22 protein-coding genes and 1 pseudogene are annotated in these 18,224 nt (G+C 43.5%); 1 reads left to right on the forward strand and 22 read right to left on the reverse strand.

What is annotated here, in order from left to right:
* Window positions 1–10 precede the first annotated feature (10 nt).
* Entirely contained in the window at window positions 11–670 is a 660-nt protein-coding gene (locus U5R06_07560) for a TetR/AcrR family transcriptional regulator (protein ID MDZ7722663.1), read from the reverse strand.
* A gap of 264 nt (window positions 671–934) precedes the next feature.
* On the opposite strand from U5R06_07560, the gene U5R06_07565 reads away from it, so the two are divergent.
* Entirely contained in the window at window positions 935–1,762 is an 828-nt protein-coding gene (locus U5R06_07565; protein MDZ7722664.1) for a hypothetical protein, read from the forward strand.
* 21 nt (window positions 1,763–1,783) lie between these two features.
* Here the strand turns inward: U5R06_07565 and U5R06_07570 are convergent, their stop codons facing one another.
* The 21 genes and pseudogenes from U5R06_07570 to U5R06_07670 form a co-directional block, all read right to left on the reverse strand.
* The gene (locus U5R06_07570; protein ID MDZ7722665.1) at window positions 1,784–1,879 is read right to left on the reverse strand and encodes a 30S ribosomal protein THX; all 96 of its coding nucleotides are present in this window, start codon (window positions 1,877–1,879) and stop codon (window positions 1,784–1,786) included.
* A gap of 61 nt (window positions 1,880–1,940) precedes the next feature.
* Window positions 1,941–3,200 carry a peptidase U32 family protein gene (locus U5R06_07575; protein ID MDZ7722666.1) on the reverse strand — a complete coding sequence of 420 codons (1,260 nt, stop codon included), beginning with the start codon at window positions 3,198–3,200 and terminating at the stop codon, window positions 1,941–1,943.
* A 39-nt stretch (window positions 3,201–3,239) separates the two neighbouring features.
* Window positions 3,240–3,971 (reverse strand): MBL fold metallo-hydrolase, encoded by a 732-nt coding sequence (locus U5R06_07580; GenBank protein MDZ7722667.1) that lies wholly within the window; start codon window positions 3,969–3,971, stop codon window positions 3,240–3,242.
* Between the two features lie 143 nt (window positions 3,972–4,114).
* Window positions 4,115–4,390: a hypothetical protein gene (locus U5R06_07585; protein MDZ7722668.1), complete on the reverse strand. Its 276-nt coding sequence runs from the start codon at window positions 4,388–4,390 to the stop codon at window positions 4,115–4,117.
* Between the two features lie 144 nt (window positions 4,391–4,534).
* The gene (locus U5R06_07590) at window positions 4,535–6,223 is read right to left on the reverse strand and encodes an AarF/ABC1/UbiB kinase family protein (GenBank protein ID MDZ7722669.1); all 1,689 of its coding nucleotides are present in this window, start codon (window positions 6,221–6,223) and stop codon (window positions 4,535–4,537) included.
* 14 nt (window positions 6,224–6,237) lie between these two features.
* Window positions 6,238–6,552, reverse strand: coding sequence for a phasin family protein (locus U5R06_07595; protein MDZ7722670.1), 315 nt, complete (start codon window positions 6,550–6,552; stop codon window positions 6,238–6,240).
* A 169-nt stretch (window positions 6,553–6,721) separates the two neighbouring features.
* On the reverse strand, window positions 6,722–7,183 hold the full coding sequence (locus U5R06_07600; protein MDZ7722671.1) for a universal stress protein: 462 nt from the start codon (window positions 7,181–7,183) through the stop codon (window positions 6,722–6,724).
* A 164-nt stretch (window positions 7,184–7,347) separates the two neighbouring features.
* A complete protein-coding gene (locus U5R06_07605) occupies window positions 7,348–7,995 on the reverse strand; it encodes a response regulator transcription factor (protein MDZ7722672.1) in 648 nt (215 codons plus the stop codon).
* Window positions 7,996–8,025: 30 nt separating this feature from the next.
* On the reverse strand, window positions 8,026–9,873 hold the full coding sequence (locus U5R06_07610; GenBank protein MDZ7722673.1) for a PAS domain S-box protein: 1,848 nt from the start codon (window positions 9,871–9,873) through the stop codon (window positions 8,026–8,028).
* A 55-nt stretch (window positions 9,874–9,928) separates the two neighbouring features.
* A pseudogene (locus U5R06_07615) lies at window positions 9,929–11,088 on the reverse strand (IS4 family transposase).
* 334 nt (window positions 11,089–11,422) lie between these two features.
* Window positions 11,423–12,166, reverse strand: coding sequence for a family 1 encapsulin nanocompartment shell protein (locus U5R06_07620; protein MDZ7722674.1), 744 nt, complete (start codon window positions 12,164–12,166; stop codon window positions 11,423–11,425).
* Between the two features lie 20 nt (window positions 12,167–12,186).
* Complete coding sequence (locus U5R06_07625) at window positions 12,187–12,543, reverse strand: ferritin-like domain-containing protein (GenBank protein MDZ7722675.1); 357 nt, start codon at window positions 12,541–12,543, stop codon at window positions 12,187–12,189.
* A gap of 72 nt (window positions 12,544–12,615) precedes the next feature.
* Window positions 12,616–12,945, reverse strand: a complete 330-nt coding sequence (locus tag U5R06_07630) for a DUF190 domain-containing protein (GenBank protein ID MDZ7722676.1) — start codon at window positions 12,943–12,945, stop codon at window positions 12,616–12,618.
* Between the two features lie 9 nt (window positions 12,946–12,954).
* A complete protein-coding gene (crcB, locus tag U5R06_07635) occupies window positions 12,955–13,335 on the reverse strand; it encodes a fluoride efflux transporter CrcB (protein ID MDZ7722677.1) in 381 nt (126 codons plus the stop codon).
* Window positions 13,336–13,358: 23 nt separating this feature from the next.
* A complete protein-coding gene (locus tag U5R06_07640) occupies window positions 13,359–13,928 on the reverse strand; it encodes a TIGR00730 family Rossman fold protein (protein ID MDZ7722678.1) in 570 nt (189 codons plus the stop codon).
* Window positions 13,906–14,253 (reverse strand): hypothetical protein, encoded by a 348-nt coding sequence (locus U5R06_07645; GenBank protein MDZ7722679.1) that lies wholly within the window; start codon window positions 14,251–14,253, stop codon window positions 13,906–13,908. Before U5R06_07645 ends, U5R06_07640 begins: the two co-directional genes overlap by 23 nt.
* 7 nt (window positions 14,254–14,260) lie before the next feature.
* Window positions 14,261–15,019 (reverse strand): alpha/beta fold hydrolase, encoded by a 759-nt coding sequence (locus U5R06_07650; protein MDZ7722680.1) that lies wholly within the window; start codon window positions 15,017–15,019, stop codon window positions 14,261–14,263.
* An 8-nt stretch (window positions 15,020–15,027) separates the two neighbouring features.
* Window positions 15,028–15,744, reverse strand: a complete 717-nt coding sequence (locus U5R06_07655) for a polyprenol monophosphomannose synthase (GenBank protein MDZ7722681.1) — start codon at window positions 15,742–15,744, stop codon at window positions 15,028–15,030.
* A gap of 12 nt (window positions 15,745–15,756) precedes the next feature.
* Entirely contained in the window at window positions 15,757–16,647 is an 891-nt protein-coding gene (locus tag U5R06_07660; protein MDZ7722682.1) for an NAD(P)-dependent oxidoreductase, read from the reverse strand.
* Window positions 16,648–16,656: 9 nt separating this feature from the next.
* On the reverse strand, window positions 16,657–17,115 hold the full coding sequence (gene purE / locus U5R06_07665; protein MDZ7722683.1) for a 5-(carboxyamino)imidazole ribonucleotide mutase: 459 nt from the start codon (window positions 17,113–17,115) through the stop codon (window positions 16,657–16,659).
* Window positions 17,116–17,180: 65 nt separating this feature from the next.
* Window positions 17,181–18,212 (reverse strand): DUF4837 family protein, encoded by a 1,032-nt coding sequence (locus U5R06_07670; protein ID MDZ7722684.1) that lies wholly within the window; start codon window positions 18,210–18,212, stop codon window positions 17,181–17,183.
* Window positions 18,213–18,224 lie beyond the last annotated feature (12 nt).

The raw sequence follows: 18,224 nt of genomic DNA on the forward strand, positions 1-18,224 counted from the left end.
GTTGATCTCCTCATTCACTGTTGTCAATTGCAATATTGCGTAAACTGCTTCGAACCAGCTGGAAATATATTTCTATCATTCTATCCGTATCTACATGGAAAACATTTTGCAGTTCATCTTTGTTCTGTTGTACAATTTGAATGACGCCTGTGGTCTGTCCCCACATCAACACAGCCAGCTCCATGGGATCATATAACGTGTGGATAGTTTTATCCTGTATACCGTTTTTTATGGCTTTTGCTGTAATTTTATGAATAGACATACCGGTCTGGTGACAGGCATCAGCCTGGGGGTCTAATTCAGCAGCGGAATTGTGTTTATCAGCCATACAGTACAACATGAGTTCATAATAATCGCGTTCCTGTTCGGCAAATCGAAGGTATTCTTTGCCGATCGCCTCCAGCTGTTCCGCTCCGGTCTTTTTTTCCTGCATAACCGCCTCAAACATGGATTTTAATTGATTTAATCCCCGGTTACAAAGGCCGGCCAAGAGATCGCTTTTATTTTGAAAATATAAATACAGGGTTCCCTTGCTCAATTCAGCTTTATCGGCGATTTGATCCATACTGGTTTCATGGACACCTGTTGTAAAAACCAGCTCAGCCGCAGCGGACAAAATTTCATCCATGCGCTTCAGGCGCTCACGCTCTCTTCTTTCAGCAGTTCCCATAGCTCCTCACCAACTAAAAGTTGTTTTATGACTGACCGTCAGTCATTTTATATCTAAAAGGTACCGATATATTTTTTTTTCTGCAAGCTTTATTTTGCATTTTTCATATTTTTTTATTTTATTTTATCTGTGTTTAAAAATCCTTTAATGTTCCACAATGTGCCGGACCTGACAGGCTCAACGCAAAATCAAAAGTACAATTAAATGTCCGCCACTTTAATGCTTTGTCAGTAGATTACTATCGTAGATTATCAAGGAAATCATATGAACAAAACGCTTCACTCTTTACTTTTGTGGATATTGGCCCTGGTTGTTACTCTGGGTTCTGCTGTTTTCCAGAGGATGACCGGTCCCTCCTATCCCATCTCGGGCAAAACCGAACTTGCCGGTTCGCCGGTTGTCTATGAGCTTCCCCGTACACATGGCGGTGTGGGAGGAGAATTTATCCAGATTATTGTCCCGGATACCAACATCATCGGAAAGCTCGTCTACCGACGCTATCCCACAAACGATGAATGGACTGCAGTGCGTCTAACCCGTTACGGAGACACCCTGCAGGGCATTATTCCACATCAGCCGCCGGCAGGCAAAGTTGAATACCATATTGAATTGAAAAAAGCAGATGCCGAGATCACGCTGCCTTTTTCCGAAAATGCCGTCATCCGATTCCGCGGCCGGGTTCCAGCCTGGGCGTTGCTTCCCCATATCCTGGCCATGTTTGTGTTTATGCTGCTTTCAACACGCACCGGTTTACAGGCTCTGCGCAAGCAGGCTCCGCTGAAAGGCTATTTATGGACAACATTCAGTCTGTTGATCGTGGGTGGTTTTATATTTGGTCCCATTGTACAGCACTTTGCATTCGGCGATTGGTGGGCTGGTTTTCCCCTGGGTTATGATCTCACAGATAACAAAACCTTGATCGCACTTTTGGGATGGATTGCCGCAATTTTTGCGTTTCAGCGTTCAAAACATTACAAGGTTTATATCTGGATTGCAGCGCTGATCACCCTGGTCATTTTTTTAATACCGCACAGCATGCAGGGTTCAGAACTGAATTATTCCGCACAAGAGCAGATAGAAGATATGCAATAAATAAACCCCGTTTATCGGGGTTTATTTCTTTTTCTTTGTATCTTTCTTCAGCCTGTTCTTTCCATACGTTCCTCGCCAAATCTTGCCGCGGCGTGAACGTTGATCACCTTTACCCATAGATACCTCCATTTTGTTCTGTTTAAATATAAGGGTTTTCAATGGAATTTCAAATATTTTTTCAATTTTGCCAGAGCGAGCGGTCTCGAATCGCGTAAAGTTTGTCATTTCTGCGAAGCTTTTCAGAAAACGGTATGGTGACCCTATCACCTTTTACAGCCTTTTCCGCAGGTTCCCCGTCCACATACAGTGTTTCCGCCACAGTTTCCGCATACCCTGTCGTGGGTCCGATGACCCCCACTTTTTCTCCTGAGAACAATTCATTATTCTCTATACAAAACTCACCAATATCGGATTTTTGATAGTAATTGCTCACATAGCCGAGATACACTTTTTCACGGGTGGCTTTTGAGCCATAGGCTGCACTCCACTCTCCTAATGGGTGTCCCAAATAATAACCGCCATGCCAGAAGCCTCGATTAAAGACGCTTTCGAGTGACTGTATCCATTGCTCAACCCGTCTCGGGTTAAATTCGTCTTGTAAAACCGCATCAATAGCCTGACGATAGGCTTGCGTCACGGTGAAAACATAATCAGCAGCGCGCGCCCGTCCCTCTATTTTGAACACCGTTGCCCCGGATTCCATCAAACGATCCATATAGCCGATTGTACACAGATCTTTGGGAGACATGACAAATTTGTTCTCGATGTCCAGTTCTTCTCCGGTAGACTCGTCGATTACCCGATACCGCCGTCTGCAAGTCTGCAGACATAACCCGCGATTGGCCGATTGATTGGTGGCGGCCAGGCTCATATAGCACTTTCCGGCAATGGACACGCACAAGGCGCCATGAACAAACAACTCTATACTGACAAGATTACCGTCCGGTCCGGTGATTTGTTCTTTTTCAATGCGCCAGCATATGTGATTAATTTGCTGCAATGTCAGCTCTCTGGCCAACACCATAACCGTGGCAAACTGAGCATAGTGCTTTACAGCTTCGATGTTGCTGATATTGGCCTGAGTTGACAGATGTACCTGCAGGCCGATTTGAGAGGCATACCGGACAACTGACAGATCAGTCGCGATGACCGCTGTAATCCCGGCCTCCAAAGCAGCATCACATATCTCTCGCACCTGCTTTAATTCATCGTCATAAATAATGGTGTTCAATGCAAGATAACTGCGTACATTAGCATGACGGCACATTTCTGCGACGTTATGCATGTCTGCCCGTTTGAATGTGCGGGATGCTCTGGCCCGCATGTTCAAATTATCCACCCCGAAATAAACAGCATCCGCACCCGCCTGGATGGCTGCTTTCAGACTCGCTTCATTCCCGGCGGGCGCCATCAGTTCAAACTCTTTTGTGCTCTTCATTGTTTTGTATCCGACAGACTCGGGTTGTACGCTAATGTCTTATTCAAGATTTCGTATTCTGATTTCCGTGTCACTGTTTTCCAGCATCTTTACAAGACTATCCGTGTCCGTATTTCCAAAATGATAAGGATAAAGAATACCGGGATTAATCACCTGTACAGTCTGGAAAACCATTTCCGGATCCATTGTATAGGGCAAGTTCATCGGTAGAAATGCAATATCGATTTTTTCCAGTTGCTGCATCTCGGGTATATTCTCTGTATCTCCGGCGATATAGATTATTTTATCAGCAAAGGTCAGCACATAACCGTTTCCATCTCCTTTGGGATGAAAAGGCTCACCGTTATCGCGTACATGCTTGATATTATAGGCCGGCAGCGCTTTAACGGGAATCCCCTGGACAGTCATTGTCTCACCGTTGTTCATAACCACCCCGATTTCCAGGTGTTCCCTGGCTTTCTCCGTCAGAATAATCCTGGTATTTTTTTTACTTACCCGCTTGATTGCATCGGCATCCAAATGATCAAAATGATGGTGGGTAATCAAAACGAGATCAGCTTTGGGCAGTTTCCCATAGTCCGCATAGCGGCCTACCGGATCTATATGAATAACCGTATCCCCGTATTCAAACATAAGCGTGCCATGTCCGATAAAGGTCATCACCAAATCCCGATCAGCCGTTCTTACTGTATCTTTCTCAAACGGTTCACCAGCCTGTGATGTGATAAAAGTTAAACAGACAATAGCCCAAAAACAAAGTAATCTGTTCATTTCTGATCCTTTCTGCCATTAGGCTGTTAATATACAAAATCATTTGTAGAAAATCACTTTATAAATACCGGCTATAGATGCACAAACAACCGTCACCAACAACTCCTGCCAACGTTTGTCTATACACGTAATCATTAACAATATTATTCAAAAACCTGAAGCGCACGAGTGATTTTCATATCAAGATCCTGCATTGAATTTTCGAGATCCACCAATTCATATCTTTCCCATGTTAGACGATTATGCAAATCTTCAAGCTGGTTTTCAATGGTTTCTCGCTGCTGTTCAAGACGTTTTAGCTCCTGCTTTTGAAAGACGTTCTCCGACCTGTCTTGTTCAACCAATTCACGTAATGTGTTCAAACGTGCGTTTATATCTTCCATACGCTGGTACAAGCGTTGATAGGTTTGTTTGTTCATAGGGTTTTCTCCCGTTTCATTTGCAAGTCTATATCTTTTCACACAGCAATACAGTTGACTCTGTTTGTGCATTTATTTGAAAGGGCAGTAAAAGACCCCGTATTACGATAGTTGTCAAGCAACGAATCATAAATAGAACCTCCTTTAAAATTGTTCGGATCTCCAAATCCGCAAGAGCAATAACAGGCCCATCATACCAGCCAGAATATAACCGACGAGTCCGACAATAGAAACCCCCCAAACCACGGGGCCCATCCCGGTCCGAATAATCAAAGAAGAGCCGATAATTAGAGACGCAATAATAAGACTGAATGACAACCGGTTGCTTGATCTGCCGATCTCATTCATCAAATCAGTGAGTCCCTGGTGCTGCAACGTAACAGAAATGTTACCGCTGCTGGACTTGCGCATAATCTTTTTAAGAGTTCTCGGCACATCCAGCAGCACACCGGCATAATCCTGCGCGCTTTGCTTGGTTTGCTCAGCCCAGAACGACGGCCCCATCTTTTTCCGAATAACAGAGTCGACGTAGGGTTCCGCGACTGTAAACAGATTAAAATTTTCATCCAGTTTGCGAGCCAGATATTCCATAAGAAGCAGGGCTTTCCCCACCAGATAAAGATTACGGGGTAACTGTATATTGTGTGTTTTAATCAGGTTGACCAGATCATAAAATAAATGTTCAAATAAAAGCTGATTTGCCGGGACACCGTAATAACGATCCAGAAAATTATAGACATCAATCCGCATCGCATTTTCATTCACATCTGTGTCCAGACGATTCAGTCGGATCAACACCTGACTGACGGTATCACTGTCCCTGTTGACAATTCCCATCAGCAGCTCTCCCCCCAGCATAACCATGGACTGATCCAATCGCCCGACGAGGCCAAAATCAATGGGCACAATTTTCCCATCAAACGTTACAAAGATATTGCCGGGATGCGGGTCACCATGAAAAAAGCGGTGTTCAAATATTTGCCTGAGAGCTGCGATGGTTCCATTGTTGGCAATGATACCCGGGTCCAGTCCCGCTTTTTTCAATGACTCGACATGATCAATGCGAATGCCCTCCACAAACGTCATTGTAATCACTTTACCGCTTGTATACTGCCAGAACACCTCCGGAACATATAGAGTATTATCATTTTTAAAGTTTTCCCCAAAGCGGTACATATTCCGGGCTTCCTGCTTGAAATCCAGCTCATCCTGAATCCAGCTTTCAAATTCACTGACAAGCTCTGACGGGTGAATGAACATCCGGTTTGGAACGTGTTTGACCGTCCAGTCTGCCAGATCTTTCAGGATTTCAATATCCTGTTTTATTTGTTTTTGTATATCCGGCCGCTGCACTTTGATGACAACAACCTGTCCGTCATGCGTACGCGCCTTGTGCACCTGGGCCAAAGAAGCGGCCGCTCGCGGATCATTTTCAAACTCTGCAAAAATATCATTTAAAGATAATCCCAGTTCCTTTTCAATGATTTGCACACATTGTACACCTGAAAAGGGCTCTACCTCATCCTGCAGTTTCTGCAATTCTTCAATGACATGTACCGGTAACAGATCAAAGCGGGTACTGAGCATCTGCCCGAATTTAATAAAAGTCGGACCCATTTCCTGCAAAGCCAGCCGGATTCGCTGCGCTGAAGACCGGTGCATTTGTTTTTTCGATTCTTTGCGCAACAGAACCCGGCTCTTTTTATACAAAAGCCGGGATATCTTGTAGCGATTCAGCGCATCTTCAAATCCATATTTGACAAGAATAGTGACAAGCTGCTGGTAACGACTAAAATGTCTGATCTTTTTTAATTTTGACAGCAATCGTTTCATATATCCAACAGCCGTTATTTGTTTTCAAGAATTTGATCGAGCTTTTTATGAATTTCCTTGATATCGTCTTTTGTAGCAAGATCAAGTTTTTGCATGACCTCTTTCATATTGTCTTCTAGTTTCTGATTGAATTCCTGACATTCTTTTTGCGCTCTTTCCATGAGATCATCAACCGCTTTTGAACGCTCTTCCTTGGAAATCTGGCCTTTTTCGATCATTTCATCAATCAGAGACTGTGCACGTTCTTTGGTGACAGCATAAGCGCCAAACCCAAAATCGACAACCTTGTTCATCCAATCTGACATAATTCCTCCTTTAATTGTTTTCATTCAAATCCATTCTCAACGACAATAATTTCATCATATCCTTCAACGCAATAATTCCCTGTAATTTGCCTTCACGGATTACCATAATGAATACGTTTACCAAACATCAGGCCCTCAATATCTGTTAAGCATTTGAATTATAGAGTACAAGGGTCTATAGCAGCACACCGTTTTATTCCTGTTCAGCGCGTGTAACCAGCACAGGGCAGGATGAATGACGAATAATACCTTCAGCGACTGATCCCATCACCAACCGCTTTAATCCGGTTCTTCCGTGCGTCGGTACAATGATAAGATCAATGTTCTGATCCTCTGCAAACCGCGAAATTTCATCCACAGGTGAACCTGTGAGAACAGTTTTTTTAACCGTTATATTTTCAGAAAAATGTTCTTCCGCCATTTTCTGCAGAGATTCCCTGGCATTGTTATGAATTTCCATATCCAGCTGCTCGGTATTCATTGAAGACGTATCGATCATACCGGGATACCCCTCATTCACAGGGACAGGCACCACTACATTAACCAGATAAACAGTAGATCCAAATAATTCCGCAAGTTTATTAACGGTCTCGGTTGATTTGATAGAAGATTTGCTAAAATCTGTAGGGCATAAAATATTTTTAACAGGTAACATGATAAACCTCCGCTTTTATAAACCGCTCTTTACTTATATAAACAATAAATCAGCCTGTCAAATTCGATAAAAATATATAACAAACCGAATCCAATTTCAATCGGGGATTTCCTGAGTTTCAAATCAATTTTTCCTGGTTTTTTATCAATGACCGAGCGTTTTTGTCATAAACTGACCAGCCCCTCCCGGATGGCATATTTCACCAGATCCGGTATATTGTATATTTTTAATTTATTCATCAAATTTTGACGATGTGTCTCTATGGTTTTAACAGAAACGTATAATTTTGCGGCAATTTCTTTTGTATTGCCGCCCTCAGCGATTAACTGCAGGACTTCTCTTTCCCGTTCCGTGAGCACATCAAATGCGCTTGTATGCTGACTGTTCAGAATATCACGAAAGTGCTGGACCACTGTTCCTGTAATACGGGAACTCAGGTAGGTATCCCCATGGATTACAGTTGTGATGGCCTCTTCCAACTCGTCTACAGCACAATCTTTCAGCAAATAACCGCTTGCTCCTGCTTGTAACATCCCTGCAATAAACTGTTTGTCCGAATGTACAGACAAAGCAATAATTTTTATTTCCCCTTCTTTTTCCAGAATTTGGCGTGTAGCCTCCATCCCGTTCATGCCCGGCATACTGATATCCATAACAATGACATCCGGTTTCAATTCTTCTGCCTTTGTCAAGGCTTCTCTGCCGTCAGATGCTTCAGCAATGATGTCAAACTGTTTATTTTCGCTTAAAAGAGACCGTAATCCACTTCTCAGGATCTCGTGATCATCAGCGATCAGTATTGATATCGGCATTTTTCCCTCACATGATAGTGCTAACTCTTTTTATTGTACACTCGTGGGAACTGATAATGTGACAACTGTGCCTTTGTCAGGTTCAGAGTTTATATCCACAGAGCCATCCAGATATGCCATTCGATCTTTGATATTAAACAAGCCGAAACCTCCGGATTCATGCTGTTCCAATTGATCCGGGTTAAAACCCACCCCGTTATCACGGATGATTATAATGATTTTACCCTTTTTTTGTTCCAATGAGATTTTTACGTTTTCAGCCTGAGCATGTTTGACAATATTATTGCACAACTCGCGTACAGACTGAAACAATACATTTCGAACATCTTCGTGCAGGGATGGAATTTCATTTCGGGCATCGACAATGATGTCCAAATCATATCGATCCGAAAACTCTCCGGCAAGCCATTCAATGGCGGCTGCAAGTCCCATTTCATACAACACCGGAGGGCTGAGTTCAAAGGTAAGTGTACGTGTTTGATCAATGCTTTCATCGAGGATTTCATATATTTGATCAATGTCGGCGTAGGATTCATCATTTGCAAATTTTTTACGCAAAATGCCGGTTTTAATTTTGGCAAGAGCCAAAATTTGTACAATTCGATCATGCAGACCGGTCGCGATACGACGTCGTTCCTTTTCTTCAACATGCATCAAATGCATTCCCAGTTTGCGCAGCTGCTGCTGATAGCGCTTGCGCCGGAACACTTCTTTTTGTAAATCCAGATTGCGTTCCTGGATTTCCATGGTCCTTTCCATCACGCGTTGTTCCAGAGTTTCTTTGGCTTGTACGAGTTCCTGTTCTTTTTCAATCCAGCCTGTAATATCCCGGGCAATGGATGTTATAACCGATATACGTCCGCGATCATCAAAGATAGGCGAAAAAGTGATGGAAACATAAATGTGCGTGCCGTCTTTGCGACACCGAATGGTCTCGTATCCGTCTATTTTCTTGCCACCACAAATAGATAAATAAAGTTCATCGATTGATTGATGCTGTGATTCAGGTATAATCTTTTTGATGGACTCTCCCAGCATTTCAGGTTCGGAATAACCGTAAATCTGCTGGGCACCGTCATTCCAGCTTTTGATGATCCCGTCCGGACTCTGGATAATAACCGCATCCCCCGACCGATTGACCAATTCCACCAGTAGCTGCTGTGCGTCCCGATAATTTTTCGGTTCAGTGATATCATATACAATTCCGTACATCTTTTTTACATTATGATGCTCATCCCTGACCCAGTCACCGGCTTCATGCATCCATCGAACAGCTCCGTCAGGTTTGACTATTCGATGTTCCACCTGATAGCGCGTTTTATTTTTTACACTGGATTTCAGTGCATCCAAAAGAACAAATCGATCTTTTTCATGCACGTTTTTAAGAAAGGTTCGGAAATTAACATCCGACTGGCGTTCCTGAAATCCAAACATCTCACTCACGGTCTCTGACCAAGTAATATGTCCGGTTTCGATATCCCAGGTCCATGTGCCGATTTTGCCGGCTTTGAGCGCTTTTGCAAACGGTTCTTCAAACCGGGGTCTTTCGAGCATGACCAAACCAATAGACCCCGGGGAGGGTGAATAAATATTGCAATGATATTCCTTCTGGGTTTCTTTATTCAAGTAAATAAAATTATCCTGTTCTCCTTCCCCCAAACGCTCAATAAAAGCATATATATTTTCCGCAATATCCGGCAACAATTTGGAAAGCGGCTTGCCGGCACAGTCTTTCTGATCAACCGTCTTTTCAAATGCCGGGTTGCAGATATCCACGATGCATTCATTCTTTGTTTCCGTGTCAGGATCAATATACAGCCACACAACTGCACACGGAAAGGTATCTAAAAAGTTTTTATATTCAATATAATTGGACATTGAGTAGTCTTTAGGTATGAATCATTACCTTTTAGTATAAACCAGTAACGTCCGGTTAGGTTTTTGCACGTAAGTAATTTCGTCGATTTTTTCTATGAGATTTTCTACGATTTTTCTTGTCGGAATCTCGCACTTCATTTTGAATTTGAATACGGAGTTCTCGCACTCTTTCGATGTTAACTTTTTCGTTATAATTTTCATGACAATAGATTGCCAGCAGCAAATATGTAATGAGGCCGCCGAGAATTTGAACCATAAGTCCGTACTGACTTCGAGCTATGAGATGATAGACTTTGAGATGGCGTTTCCACCAAGCGAAGAAATTTTCAATTTCCCAACGAAGTTTGTATGCCTGAGCAACATCTTCTGCAGAGAGGTCATAACGATTTGTCGCGATCCAGTATTTTACATTGCCGATTTTATAACCGACAAGTCGTATCGACTTTTTTGTTTGATTGGTGCCCGGCGTCCCCAATAAAACTATAGCATCATAAAAAACAATGCTTTCTGGTTTTATGTCATGTGCATAAAGACATATTTTTTTCGTCGATGCTTTGATGCGGCAGAAAAATTGACGACCGTCCTCCTGCCATTGGTCAAAGCGTTTATGGCATTGATAGCCCCGATCAAGAACGCCGGACTGGTCAGAAGAGAGTATTTGATCGACAAATGGTCGTTCACCGGCTAAACCGCCTGTGAGATATAGTTTTTTTGGAATGGACCGATTAATATCAAAACCGAGATGAACTTTTGCCTTTTTAGAGCCGTTTCTATAATCAGCCCAAGTCATTGAAAGAACAGCATCAATCAAAGAACCGTCGATGGCAACAAGCTCCCCCAAATGTTCAAATTGCTTTGGGATAGTGGTCGCAGCTTTGGCTTGAAGTTCATTAAAAACAACAGCTAGTTGTTCGAGGCCGCGATTGTTGATAGCCTCAAAAAAGCTACTTTTTTTGATTCCATCTTTCGGGCAATATGCTCCCGAGCAAATGTATCTTCTTGAAGAACCTGGACAAGATGAGTCCCTGATTCATGCTCTTCAAGATGATAAAACACGAGGGCATTAAGTTGATCTTCAAATGTCATTTGCAGAGGTCGATCTCCTCGTGAAACTAATGGTGGTACCTTGGACAAGATAGCCTTGATCGGTTCCATTAGTCTTTTGAATGTTTTAGATTTTTGTCGAGGCTTAAACTTTTTGAATTTACGTCGCATTTCCATAACACCTTATATTTATTAATGTTATGAAAGTCGACTTCAAAATTTTTGACGTAATGTCAAGTGTTTTTCTGTGTTATGTCATATTTTTTTGTATAATCTGAGCGTTGCAATTACCTAACCGGACGTTACTGAGTATAAACAATTAATCATATAAAATCAAGCAGATTCAATTCATTGCACAGCTATCATACAAAGAGAAAATAACAAAAAAGATTTCAAGAGTCCCCTAAAAAGACGGGTCCTGTTGCTGTGAACAGGACCCGTACGGCTAAAATTTATTCAAACACAACCACAGCTCTTGGGTTCAAATACCTGAAATGTAAAAGATTCAGTGTAAAACAACTCGACTTCTTTGCTGTCGTGTGAATGATATCCAAATTGACAAATCAGCGCCCAGCGTCAACTGAAAATCTTCGCCCCGCTGGGATACCAGAAATACATCGTCGACCTGTGGACTGAGTACAATCTGTCCTCCCAATATCTCTTCAAGCTGACGACGTACCGGATAACCACCGGTATAGCTTGAGATTTGCTGCCATTTCTTCGGGTTGACAACCAATGTATAAGGGCCGCCGATTGAGGCATCTTCCAATACCCGAATACCCCGAGTCACAACCGCCAGGGCTTCTTTTGCATCTTTGGGGAGTGAAAGCGGCTCGTTTTCCGAAGCTTCTTTCAACCCCTGAATCCGACCTTGTTTGAAACCGTAATAAATAGCTTGTTCTTCAAATTTTGCGGTGTTTTCAGCAGCTTTTTCCAGAGAATCAAGATCGACATCCCGGGCGCCGCGGATCAGATTATCTATTTCCCAAATATTCAGTTTGAACGGCACACGAACTTCAGTCAAAGGAAGCATGCTGAACGTACCAAACTGGACTTGTTTATTGGATTGACCTTTCGGAATATCAAGACGTCCCAGCGGAATGGCGCCGAAATCCCATCCTTTGGGTCCATCCACATCTACAACTTTACGGGCAGACAGGTTATTTACCAGAACCGCGCGTGCGGTTTCATCTATTTCTTGCCATGCCTCATCCGTGAGAGGGGCTAATGACCGTTTTAGAATATCCATATAAAAATCTCCTCGAATTTTTATGATAATTTTCCAATACCCAAATCACTGCCTCCGGATGCTTTAGAGGCATCGTTACCGTTTTCTTCTTCCTCTTCAACTTTTGTAACATCCCGTCCTGTAAACAGGTATGTACGCAAATGTTCATCCCAGGCCGGGACATTCTGGCGCAGCCATTCCAGGGTCATACAGGCATGTTCGATTTCTTCATCGCGATTGTGTTCAACTATATTTTTCAAATGATCATCATTGGTGGTTACAGCGCGTTGATTATACCAATCAACTGCTTCCACTTCTTCTTTAAGGCTATTAAGAGCACGGGTAATATTTCGTGCTTGTTCTCCAAGTTCTTCAGGGGGTTCATGATAGTATGACATAGTTTCTCCTTTTAATTGAATGAATATTTTGTCTTTATAACAAACCAGACCGCTGTTTTCATCCGCATTGAATCAATTTTGATACAATAGAATAGAAACATTCTCAACGGTGACGAGTCCACCTTTCAGAGCATCCTGAATAATGGGCAAAAATGCATCAATTTTATCCGGCACATCAATCATTTCAATAACCAGGGGCAAATCTTCGGACAATCTCAAGATTTTTGCATTGTGAACTACGCTTGTGCGCCCATATCCCAACTGTCCCCGAAGTACAGTGGCTCCTGCAATATGCATTTCTCTGGCTTTATTTACAATCCATTCAAACAAGGGTTTTCCCTCATAGTGATCAGATTCCGCAATATAGATGCGCAGCAGTTGGCCTTTTTCAGGCAGCGGCATATGTTCTCCTTATATCAATCTAGACAAATACAGTCCTGTGTAAACCGCAAACAGCCCCAGTCCTGCCTGCACTCCGATGTTCAACGCCATCATCAACAATTGTCCATCCCGAAGCAACATTAAAGATTCGTAGGCAAACGTCGAAAACGTGGTAAAGCTTCCCAATCCACCGACCAATATCAACAACCGGATTTCCGGAGAAAACATTTGTTTCGAGTTGACCAAACCCATGAAAAATCCAATCAGCAGGCAACCGAGAATATTGACAAACAATGTGCCCCATGGGAAAAAAGACTGGGGAAAGCATTTCTGAATCCATCCACTGGAGAAATAGCGCAAGGCAGCGCCTAAAAATCCACCGGCTCCGATATATAATAATTTAATCCACACTATAAACTCCACAGCGCTGCAGCTTACAATTCCCAGTATTGGGTTTTTCCAAGAAACTCTTTTTCGAAATGGTTTTTCAAAATTTCAAACGCCTCATCCACATGATCCACGACATCAAACAAGTTTAAATCATCGCGTGATACGACCCCCCAATCGACGAGTCCCTGAAAATTAATAATTTTCTCCCAAAACTCTTTGCCGTAGATAATTACTTTGATCGACTTTTTCACCTTTTTGGTTTGCAGCAGGGTCAACAGTTCAAACAGTTCATCCATCGTACCGAATCCACCCGGAAACACAATCAGGGCTTTGGCAAGATAAACAAACCAGAATTTACGCATGAAGAAATAGTGATACTCAAAGGATAAATTTTCTGAAATATAGGCATTGGGAAACTGTTCAAACGGCAGACTGATATTCATACCAATGGTTGGGCCGCCTGCATCGGCAGCGCCGCGGTTCGCAGCTTCCATGATTCCCGGACCGCCCCCGGAACAGACAATAAACCTTTTTTTCTCAGCCAGTTGCATAGACCACTCGGTTAAACGCTTTGCCAGCGCTCTGGCTTCATCATAGTATCGGGATATTTTCAACTCCCTCTCGGCTCTTTGAAGTCTCCTCCGGTTCAGCGCCTTTTTCACGCAGAGTTTTCAGGTTATCTGCAGCTTCTTGAGAAGAAACAAGCCGGGCTGACCCATAAAAAACCACCGTGTCTTTGATATCAAAATGACTGAGCCTGCTTTCTGTCTCAAGGTATTCCGCAAGCATCCGAATCACCCGGGCGTCATTGCTGTTCAGAAATTCACTGTTATGATAAGCACGTGTTAAATGCGGTTTTTTAAAGGAACGGCTTCTTCCGATGCGTTTAAACGGACTCTCTTTTTTATGTGGTGAATAAACATCCCGTTCATTGTACATAATGATTTTATCCTTTTGTTAATTGTCGGTCAAGCCAGATCAGAGACTGTCGGATAACCTGATGTCGGTGACGCGGTATAGAAAATGTATGTATCGCCTGGGGCAGTTCCATAAAATCGCATGGAGGTTTGGCGATCTGACGCAGTGCATGAAACCCCTGCACAAACATTGGTGCATCCTGCATACCCTGAGCTACAAATGTGGAAAGGTTCAGTTCAGAGAACGCCGATTTAATATCATATTTCAGAACATCCGGGACAAAATCAGCTTCCAGCTCCCAGTGATCAAAGCTTATGATTCTGTTTTCAATCGTTGTTTCAGGATCAACATGCATTCGCTCTGTCAGCAATTTCCGCGTATCTGTTACAGGAGACCACAGTATAAGCGCATCTATCGGCAATTCATTTGCGCATAGTATGGCGGCGGCGGCGCCCAAACTCATCCCTAAAACAGCAATCTGTTTGTACTTTATATTTCGAAGAAAAGAAACAGCATCACGAATGTTATCGATGTTGTGTGACAATCGGGTTTGTCGAAAATCTCCCTCGCTGTCACCGGAACCGTAAAAATCATAACGAAGCACATCATAGTTTTCTTCGGAAAACGCCCGTGCAGTATGAACAAACAAACGATGGTCTTCGACTTTGTCACCGGTAAGCCCGTGACACAAAAGCAAAGACCGCTGCTGTCCTGATGTATGATGCACGCCCATGATCTGATGGCCTTGACTTTTAAAAATCACAGGCAGTTCCTGAACCGGTGTCATAAAATCCTCTAAATTTTACCGAACAGGCTCATAAATTTCAGCTTCCATACCATCCAAACCGCTTCCCAGACGATTTTTCGCGACATTTTAGAAGTCCCGGCCCGGCGGTCTATAAAAATAATAGGAACTTCACCCAGAGTAAATCCTTTTTTCCAGGCTTTGAAATTGAGCTCGATCTGAAAAGAATATCCGTCAGACTGTACCTGATCCAGATTTAGATTCTGCAATACTTCCCGTCTGAAGCATTTGAATCCGCTTGTGCAATCCTTGACAGGTAATCCTGTAACCAGTTTTGTATACAGACTGGCTCCCATACTGAGTATCAATCGCGAAAGCGGCCAGTTGACAACATTCACACCGTGGATATAGCGGGATCCCAACACAATATCATAGGTCTGACTGGCCTTGAGCAGATTGGAGAGTTCGGCTGGATCGTGCGAAAAATCCGCGTCCATCTCAATAACGCGATCATAGCCGTGTTCCAACGCATATTTAAAACCGCGGACATAGGCAGTCCCCAGGCCGGATTTTGTCGGACGTTTGATGAGTTTAACCCGGGATTGTGGACCCGCTATTTCCTCTACAATCCCTCCGGTTCCGTCCGGGGAATTGTCGTCAATGACCAAAACATCCAGTCCGTCTATTTTCTGTCTGAGAATCGCTTCAATAATCTTTAAAATATTCTCAGACTCGTTATATGTGGGAATAATTACCAGGGATTTCACCGATTTCTCCATTTAAAGATTTAAATGATCCTTGAGTATTCTCAGGCTCTCACGGTTATCCAAAAGTAAAAGTCCGAGTTCAGTTATTGCCTTGTCCACAACAAGACCGGAGTTTAGCGGCCGCGGTGCTTTTTGTCCGAGTTCCGGGGTTGATATCGCAGTCATAAGCCGTAAATCCAGATCAAATACCTCGCAAATCTGCCGGGCAAATTCAAGGCGGCTGTTGATTTCTTTCCCGGCTATATTCAGAATACCTGTATATCGTTGTTCAATAACACGCCAAATATTTTCGGCGAGATTGTCGTTCAGTGTGGCATTCCCAATCTGATCATTTACAATCTTTACCCTGCGGCCGGCTTTGAGTTCACCGATCAACCATTGAACAAAATCGGGTCGCTGGTTTTTAGACGTACCATACAGCACCATCGTTCGAATTATGGTCGACTCTACAGGCGCACCGCGAAGAACATTCTCAGCTGCCAGCTTGGATTTGCCGTAATAACCAAGAGGATTCGGCGTCGCATCCTCTGTATAGGGTCCGTTTTTCCCGTCAAAAATATAATCGCTCGAAATTTGCAGGATACGGCTGCGGGTTTTTCTGGCAGCATAAGCCAGATTTTCTGCCGCCTCAACATTGACAGTCCAACAGAGTTCACGCTCTACCTCTGCCCTGTCCACATGTGTATAAGCAGCGCAGTTTATAATCCAGTCCGGAGAAAAAGCATCAAGAACATCAAAGGTTTTTCCACGGTCTGTAAGATCACAGGACACATAGTTGGGCTGTGTCAGAGGCTGTGGAGATTCCGGAAGATCGATACAAAGCAGCTCTTTGTTATCAGGTGTGGAATGTAAGAGCCGTTGTCCCAATAGTCCCAGGCTTCCGGCTATTGCAATTTTTTCCATAATCATTGTCTATAGTTTACACTGGTTAGCGCGGAACTGATCAAGCTTTTCCTGAATTGACGGATTTGCAGCGGCGAATATCTGAGCAGCATAAATGGCTGCATTCACAGCTCCTGATTTTCCAATAGCCATGGTCGCAACCGGAATACCGCGGGGCATCTGTACAATGCTGTAAAGCGCATCCAGTCCATTCAGGGCGGATCCACCGAGCGGAACGCCTATAACCGGCACAGTGGTATGACTTGCAATGACCCCCGGCAAATGTGCAGCCATTCCGGCGCCGGCAATAATCAGAGCGTAACCGTTTTTCGCGGCGTTTTTTGCAAATTCCGCCGTATCATCCGGCGTTCTATGAGCGGACATCACAAAGGTATCAAACTCGATATCAAAATAGGCAAGATATTCGTGAGCATGCTGCATAATTTTTTCATCCGAAGTACTACCCATAATAATGGCAACTTTTGGCATCCACGCCTCCATTGTATTTAAACGTTCACAAAGCAGTATCCGGTCTTCCGGACACCCTTTACTGTTTATTTAGTTTGCGTTTTGAATGTCCTGGCCATCACATCCAACTGGCGCAGGTAGGGCAATTTTTTGTCGCCCGGCGCAAAGACCGCCATATCCACAAGATAAAGGCGCTGAGCATCAGGATCATAAAACCCATAACTTTTAAAAGGGCCGCCTGCCGGTCTCGTTTTTTTGTCATTTTGCCAAACACCGGTCAATTGAATAGCCGGAAAACCACAAAAATCGACTTCGCGCACCGTGAGGTCTATTTTATCCGTCACATAATCACCATCGTAATAGGGATCAGAAATATCAGCCCGGCGCTGCAACATCCAGGATTTGCTCAATTCATAGGGATCTTCACTGGGTTCGTAGTAAACAGAAATCCAGCGCTGCGGGTCCAGTCGTTCAAGCAGGGTCAGCCGTTCTTTGAGAGAATCCACGACTATAAAAAAGTCCGGCTGAACCCGTAGACTCCAGCCATGTTCTTTCATAAAGCGTTCTGAAAGTTCTTTTTTCTCCATGTGACGGAACAAGTTGGTTTTAACCCGTTCATTGACAAAATCATTGAATATATCAAATAATTGATCACTGTTGGCCTGTAAATCCTGTTGCAAATCCTCAACATTATTGGAAACAGCCACAACAAGCATTTGATTGGTGGACCAGGCATCCCGTTTGTTAAATAAAAAGGCGTTATTCTGAATTACCTGCTCGCGCGAACTTTCTGACAGCAGATTATCAACATATTCTTTCACCTCTCCTTCTGCGTCAAGAGTGCCAAGCAGTAAGATGTTCGGAACCCGGGAGAGGCGTCCCAGTTGATCAGGATTTCTCTGCAAAAAGGAAAAAACAGCTTCAGGTTGCGGAGTAAATATTTTACGCGCCAGAACATCACGAACCTCATCCTGCACCTTTAGCCACAGAGTGGAATCCGCCACCACAATAACCTTGTTTATATTGCCGAGCGATGGGCGTTTTTCTCCGCACGAAGAATACAAGCCGATAATCATCAACACGGTGAGCAGCAAAACAGCTGTTCGTTTTAGCCTCATATTTACCTCCAT

The sequence above is a fragment of the candidate division KSB1 bacterium genome (assembly GCA_034521575.1).
GTDB lineage: Bacteria > Zhuqueibacterota > Zhuqueibacteria > Residuimicrobiales > Krinioviventaceae > JAXHMJ01.

What these genes read in the sequence shown, in the direction of transcription:
- U5R06_07560 (MDZ7722663.1), bottom strand. Translation starts at nt 670, where the DNA reads ATGGGAACTGCTGAAAGAAGAGAGCGTGAGCGCCTGAAGCGCATGGAT.
- U5R06_07565 (MDZ7722664.1), top strand. Translation starts at nt 935, where the DNA reads ATGAACAAAACGCTTCACTCTTTACTTTTGTGGATATTGGCCCTGGTT.
- U5R06_07570 (MDZ7722665.1), bottom strand. Translation starts at nt 1,879, where the DNA reads ATGGGTAAAGGTGATCAACGTTCACGCCGCGGCAAGATTTGGCGAGGA.
- U5R06_07575 (MDZ7722666.1), bottom strand. Translation starts at nt 3,200, where the DNA reads ATGAAGAGCACAAAAGAGTTTGAACTGATGGCGCCCGCCGGGAATGAA.
- U5R06_07580 (MDZ7722667.1), bottom strand. Translation starts at nt 3,971, where the DNA reads ATGAACAGATTACTTTGTTTTTGGGCTATTGTCTGTTTAACTTTTATC.
- U5R06_07585 (MDZ7722668.1), bottom strand. Translation starts at nt 4,390, where the DNA reads ATGAACAAACAAACCTATCAACGCTTGTACCAGCGTATGGAAGATATA.
- U5R06_07590 (MDZ7722669.1), bottom strand. Translation starts at nt 6,223, where the DNA reads ATGAAACGATTGCTGTCAAAATTAAAAAAGATCAGACATTTTAGTCGT.
- U5R06_07595 (MDZ7722670.1), bottom strand. Translation starts at nt 6,552, where the DNA reads ATGAAAACAATTAAAGGAGGAATTATGTCAGATTGGATGAACAAGGTT.
- U5R06_07600 (MDZ7722671.1), bottom strand. Translation starts at nt 7,183, where the DNA reads ATGTTACCTGTTAAAAATATTTTATGCCCTACAGATTTTAGCAAATCT.
- U5R06_07605 (MDZ7722672.1), bottom strand. Translation starts at nt 7,995, where the DNA reads ATGCCGATATCAATACTGATCGCTGATGATCACGAGATCCTGAGAAGT.
- U5R06_07610 (MDZ7722673.1), bottom strand. Translation starts at nt 9,873, where the DNA reads ATGTCCAATTATATTGAATATAAAAACTTTTTAGATACCTTTCCGTGT.
- U5R06_07620 (MDZ7722674.1), bottom strand. Translation starts at nt 12,166, where the DNA reads ATGGATATTCTAAAACGGTCATTAGCCCCTCTCACGGATGAGGCATGG.
- U5R06_07625 (MDZ7722675.1), bottom strand. Translation starts at nt 12,543, where the DNA reads ATGTCATACTATCATGAACCCCCTGAAGAACTTGGAGAACAAGCACGA.
- U5R06_07630 (MDZ7722676.1), bottom strand. Translation starts at nt 12,945, where the DNA reads ATGCCGCTGCCTGAAAAAGGCCAACTGCTGCGCATCTATATTGCGGAA.
- U5R06_07645 (MDZ7722679.1), bottom strand. Translation starts at nt 14,253, where the DNA reads ATGTACAATGAACGGGATGTTTATTCACCACATAAAAAAGAGAGTCCG.
- U5R06_07650 (MDZ7722680.1), bottom strand. Translation starts at nt 15,019, where the DNA reads ATGACACCGGTTCAGGAACTGCCTGTGATTTTTAAAAGTCAAGGCCAT.
- U5R06_07660 (MDZ7722682.1), bottom strand. Translation starts at nt 16,647, where the DNA reads ATGGAAAAAATTGCAATAGCCGGAAGCCTGGGACTATTGGGACAACGG.
- purE (MDZ7722683.1), bottom strand. Translation starts at nt 17,115, where the DNA reads ATGCCAAAAGTTGCCATTATTATGGGTAGTACTTCGGATGAAAAAATT.
- U5R06_07670 (MDZ7722684.1), bottom strand. Translation starts at nt 18,212, where the DNA reads ATGAGGCTAAAACGAACAGCTGTTTTGCTGCTCACCGTGTTGATGATT.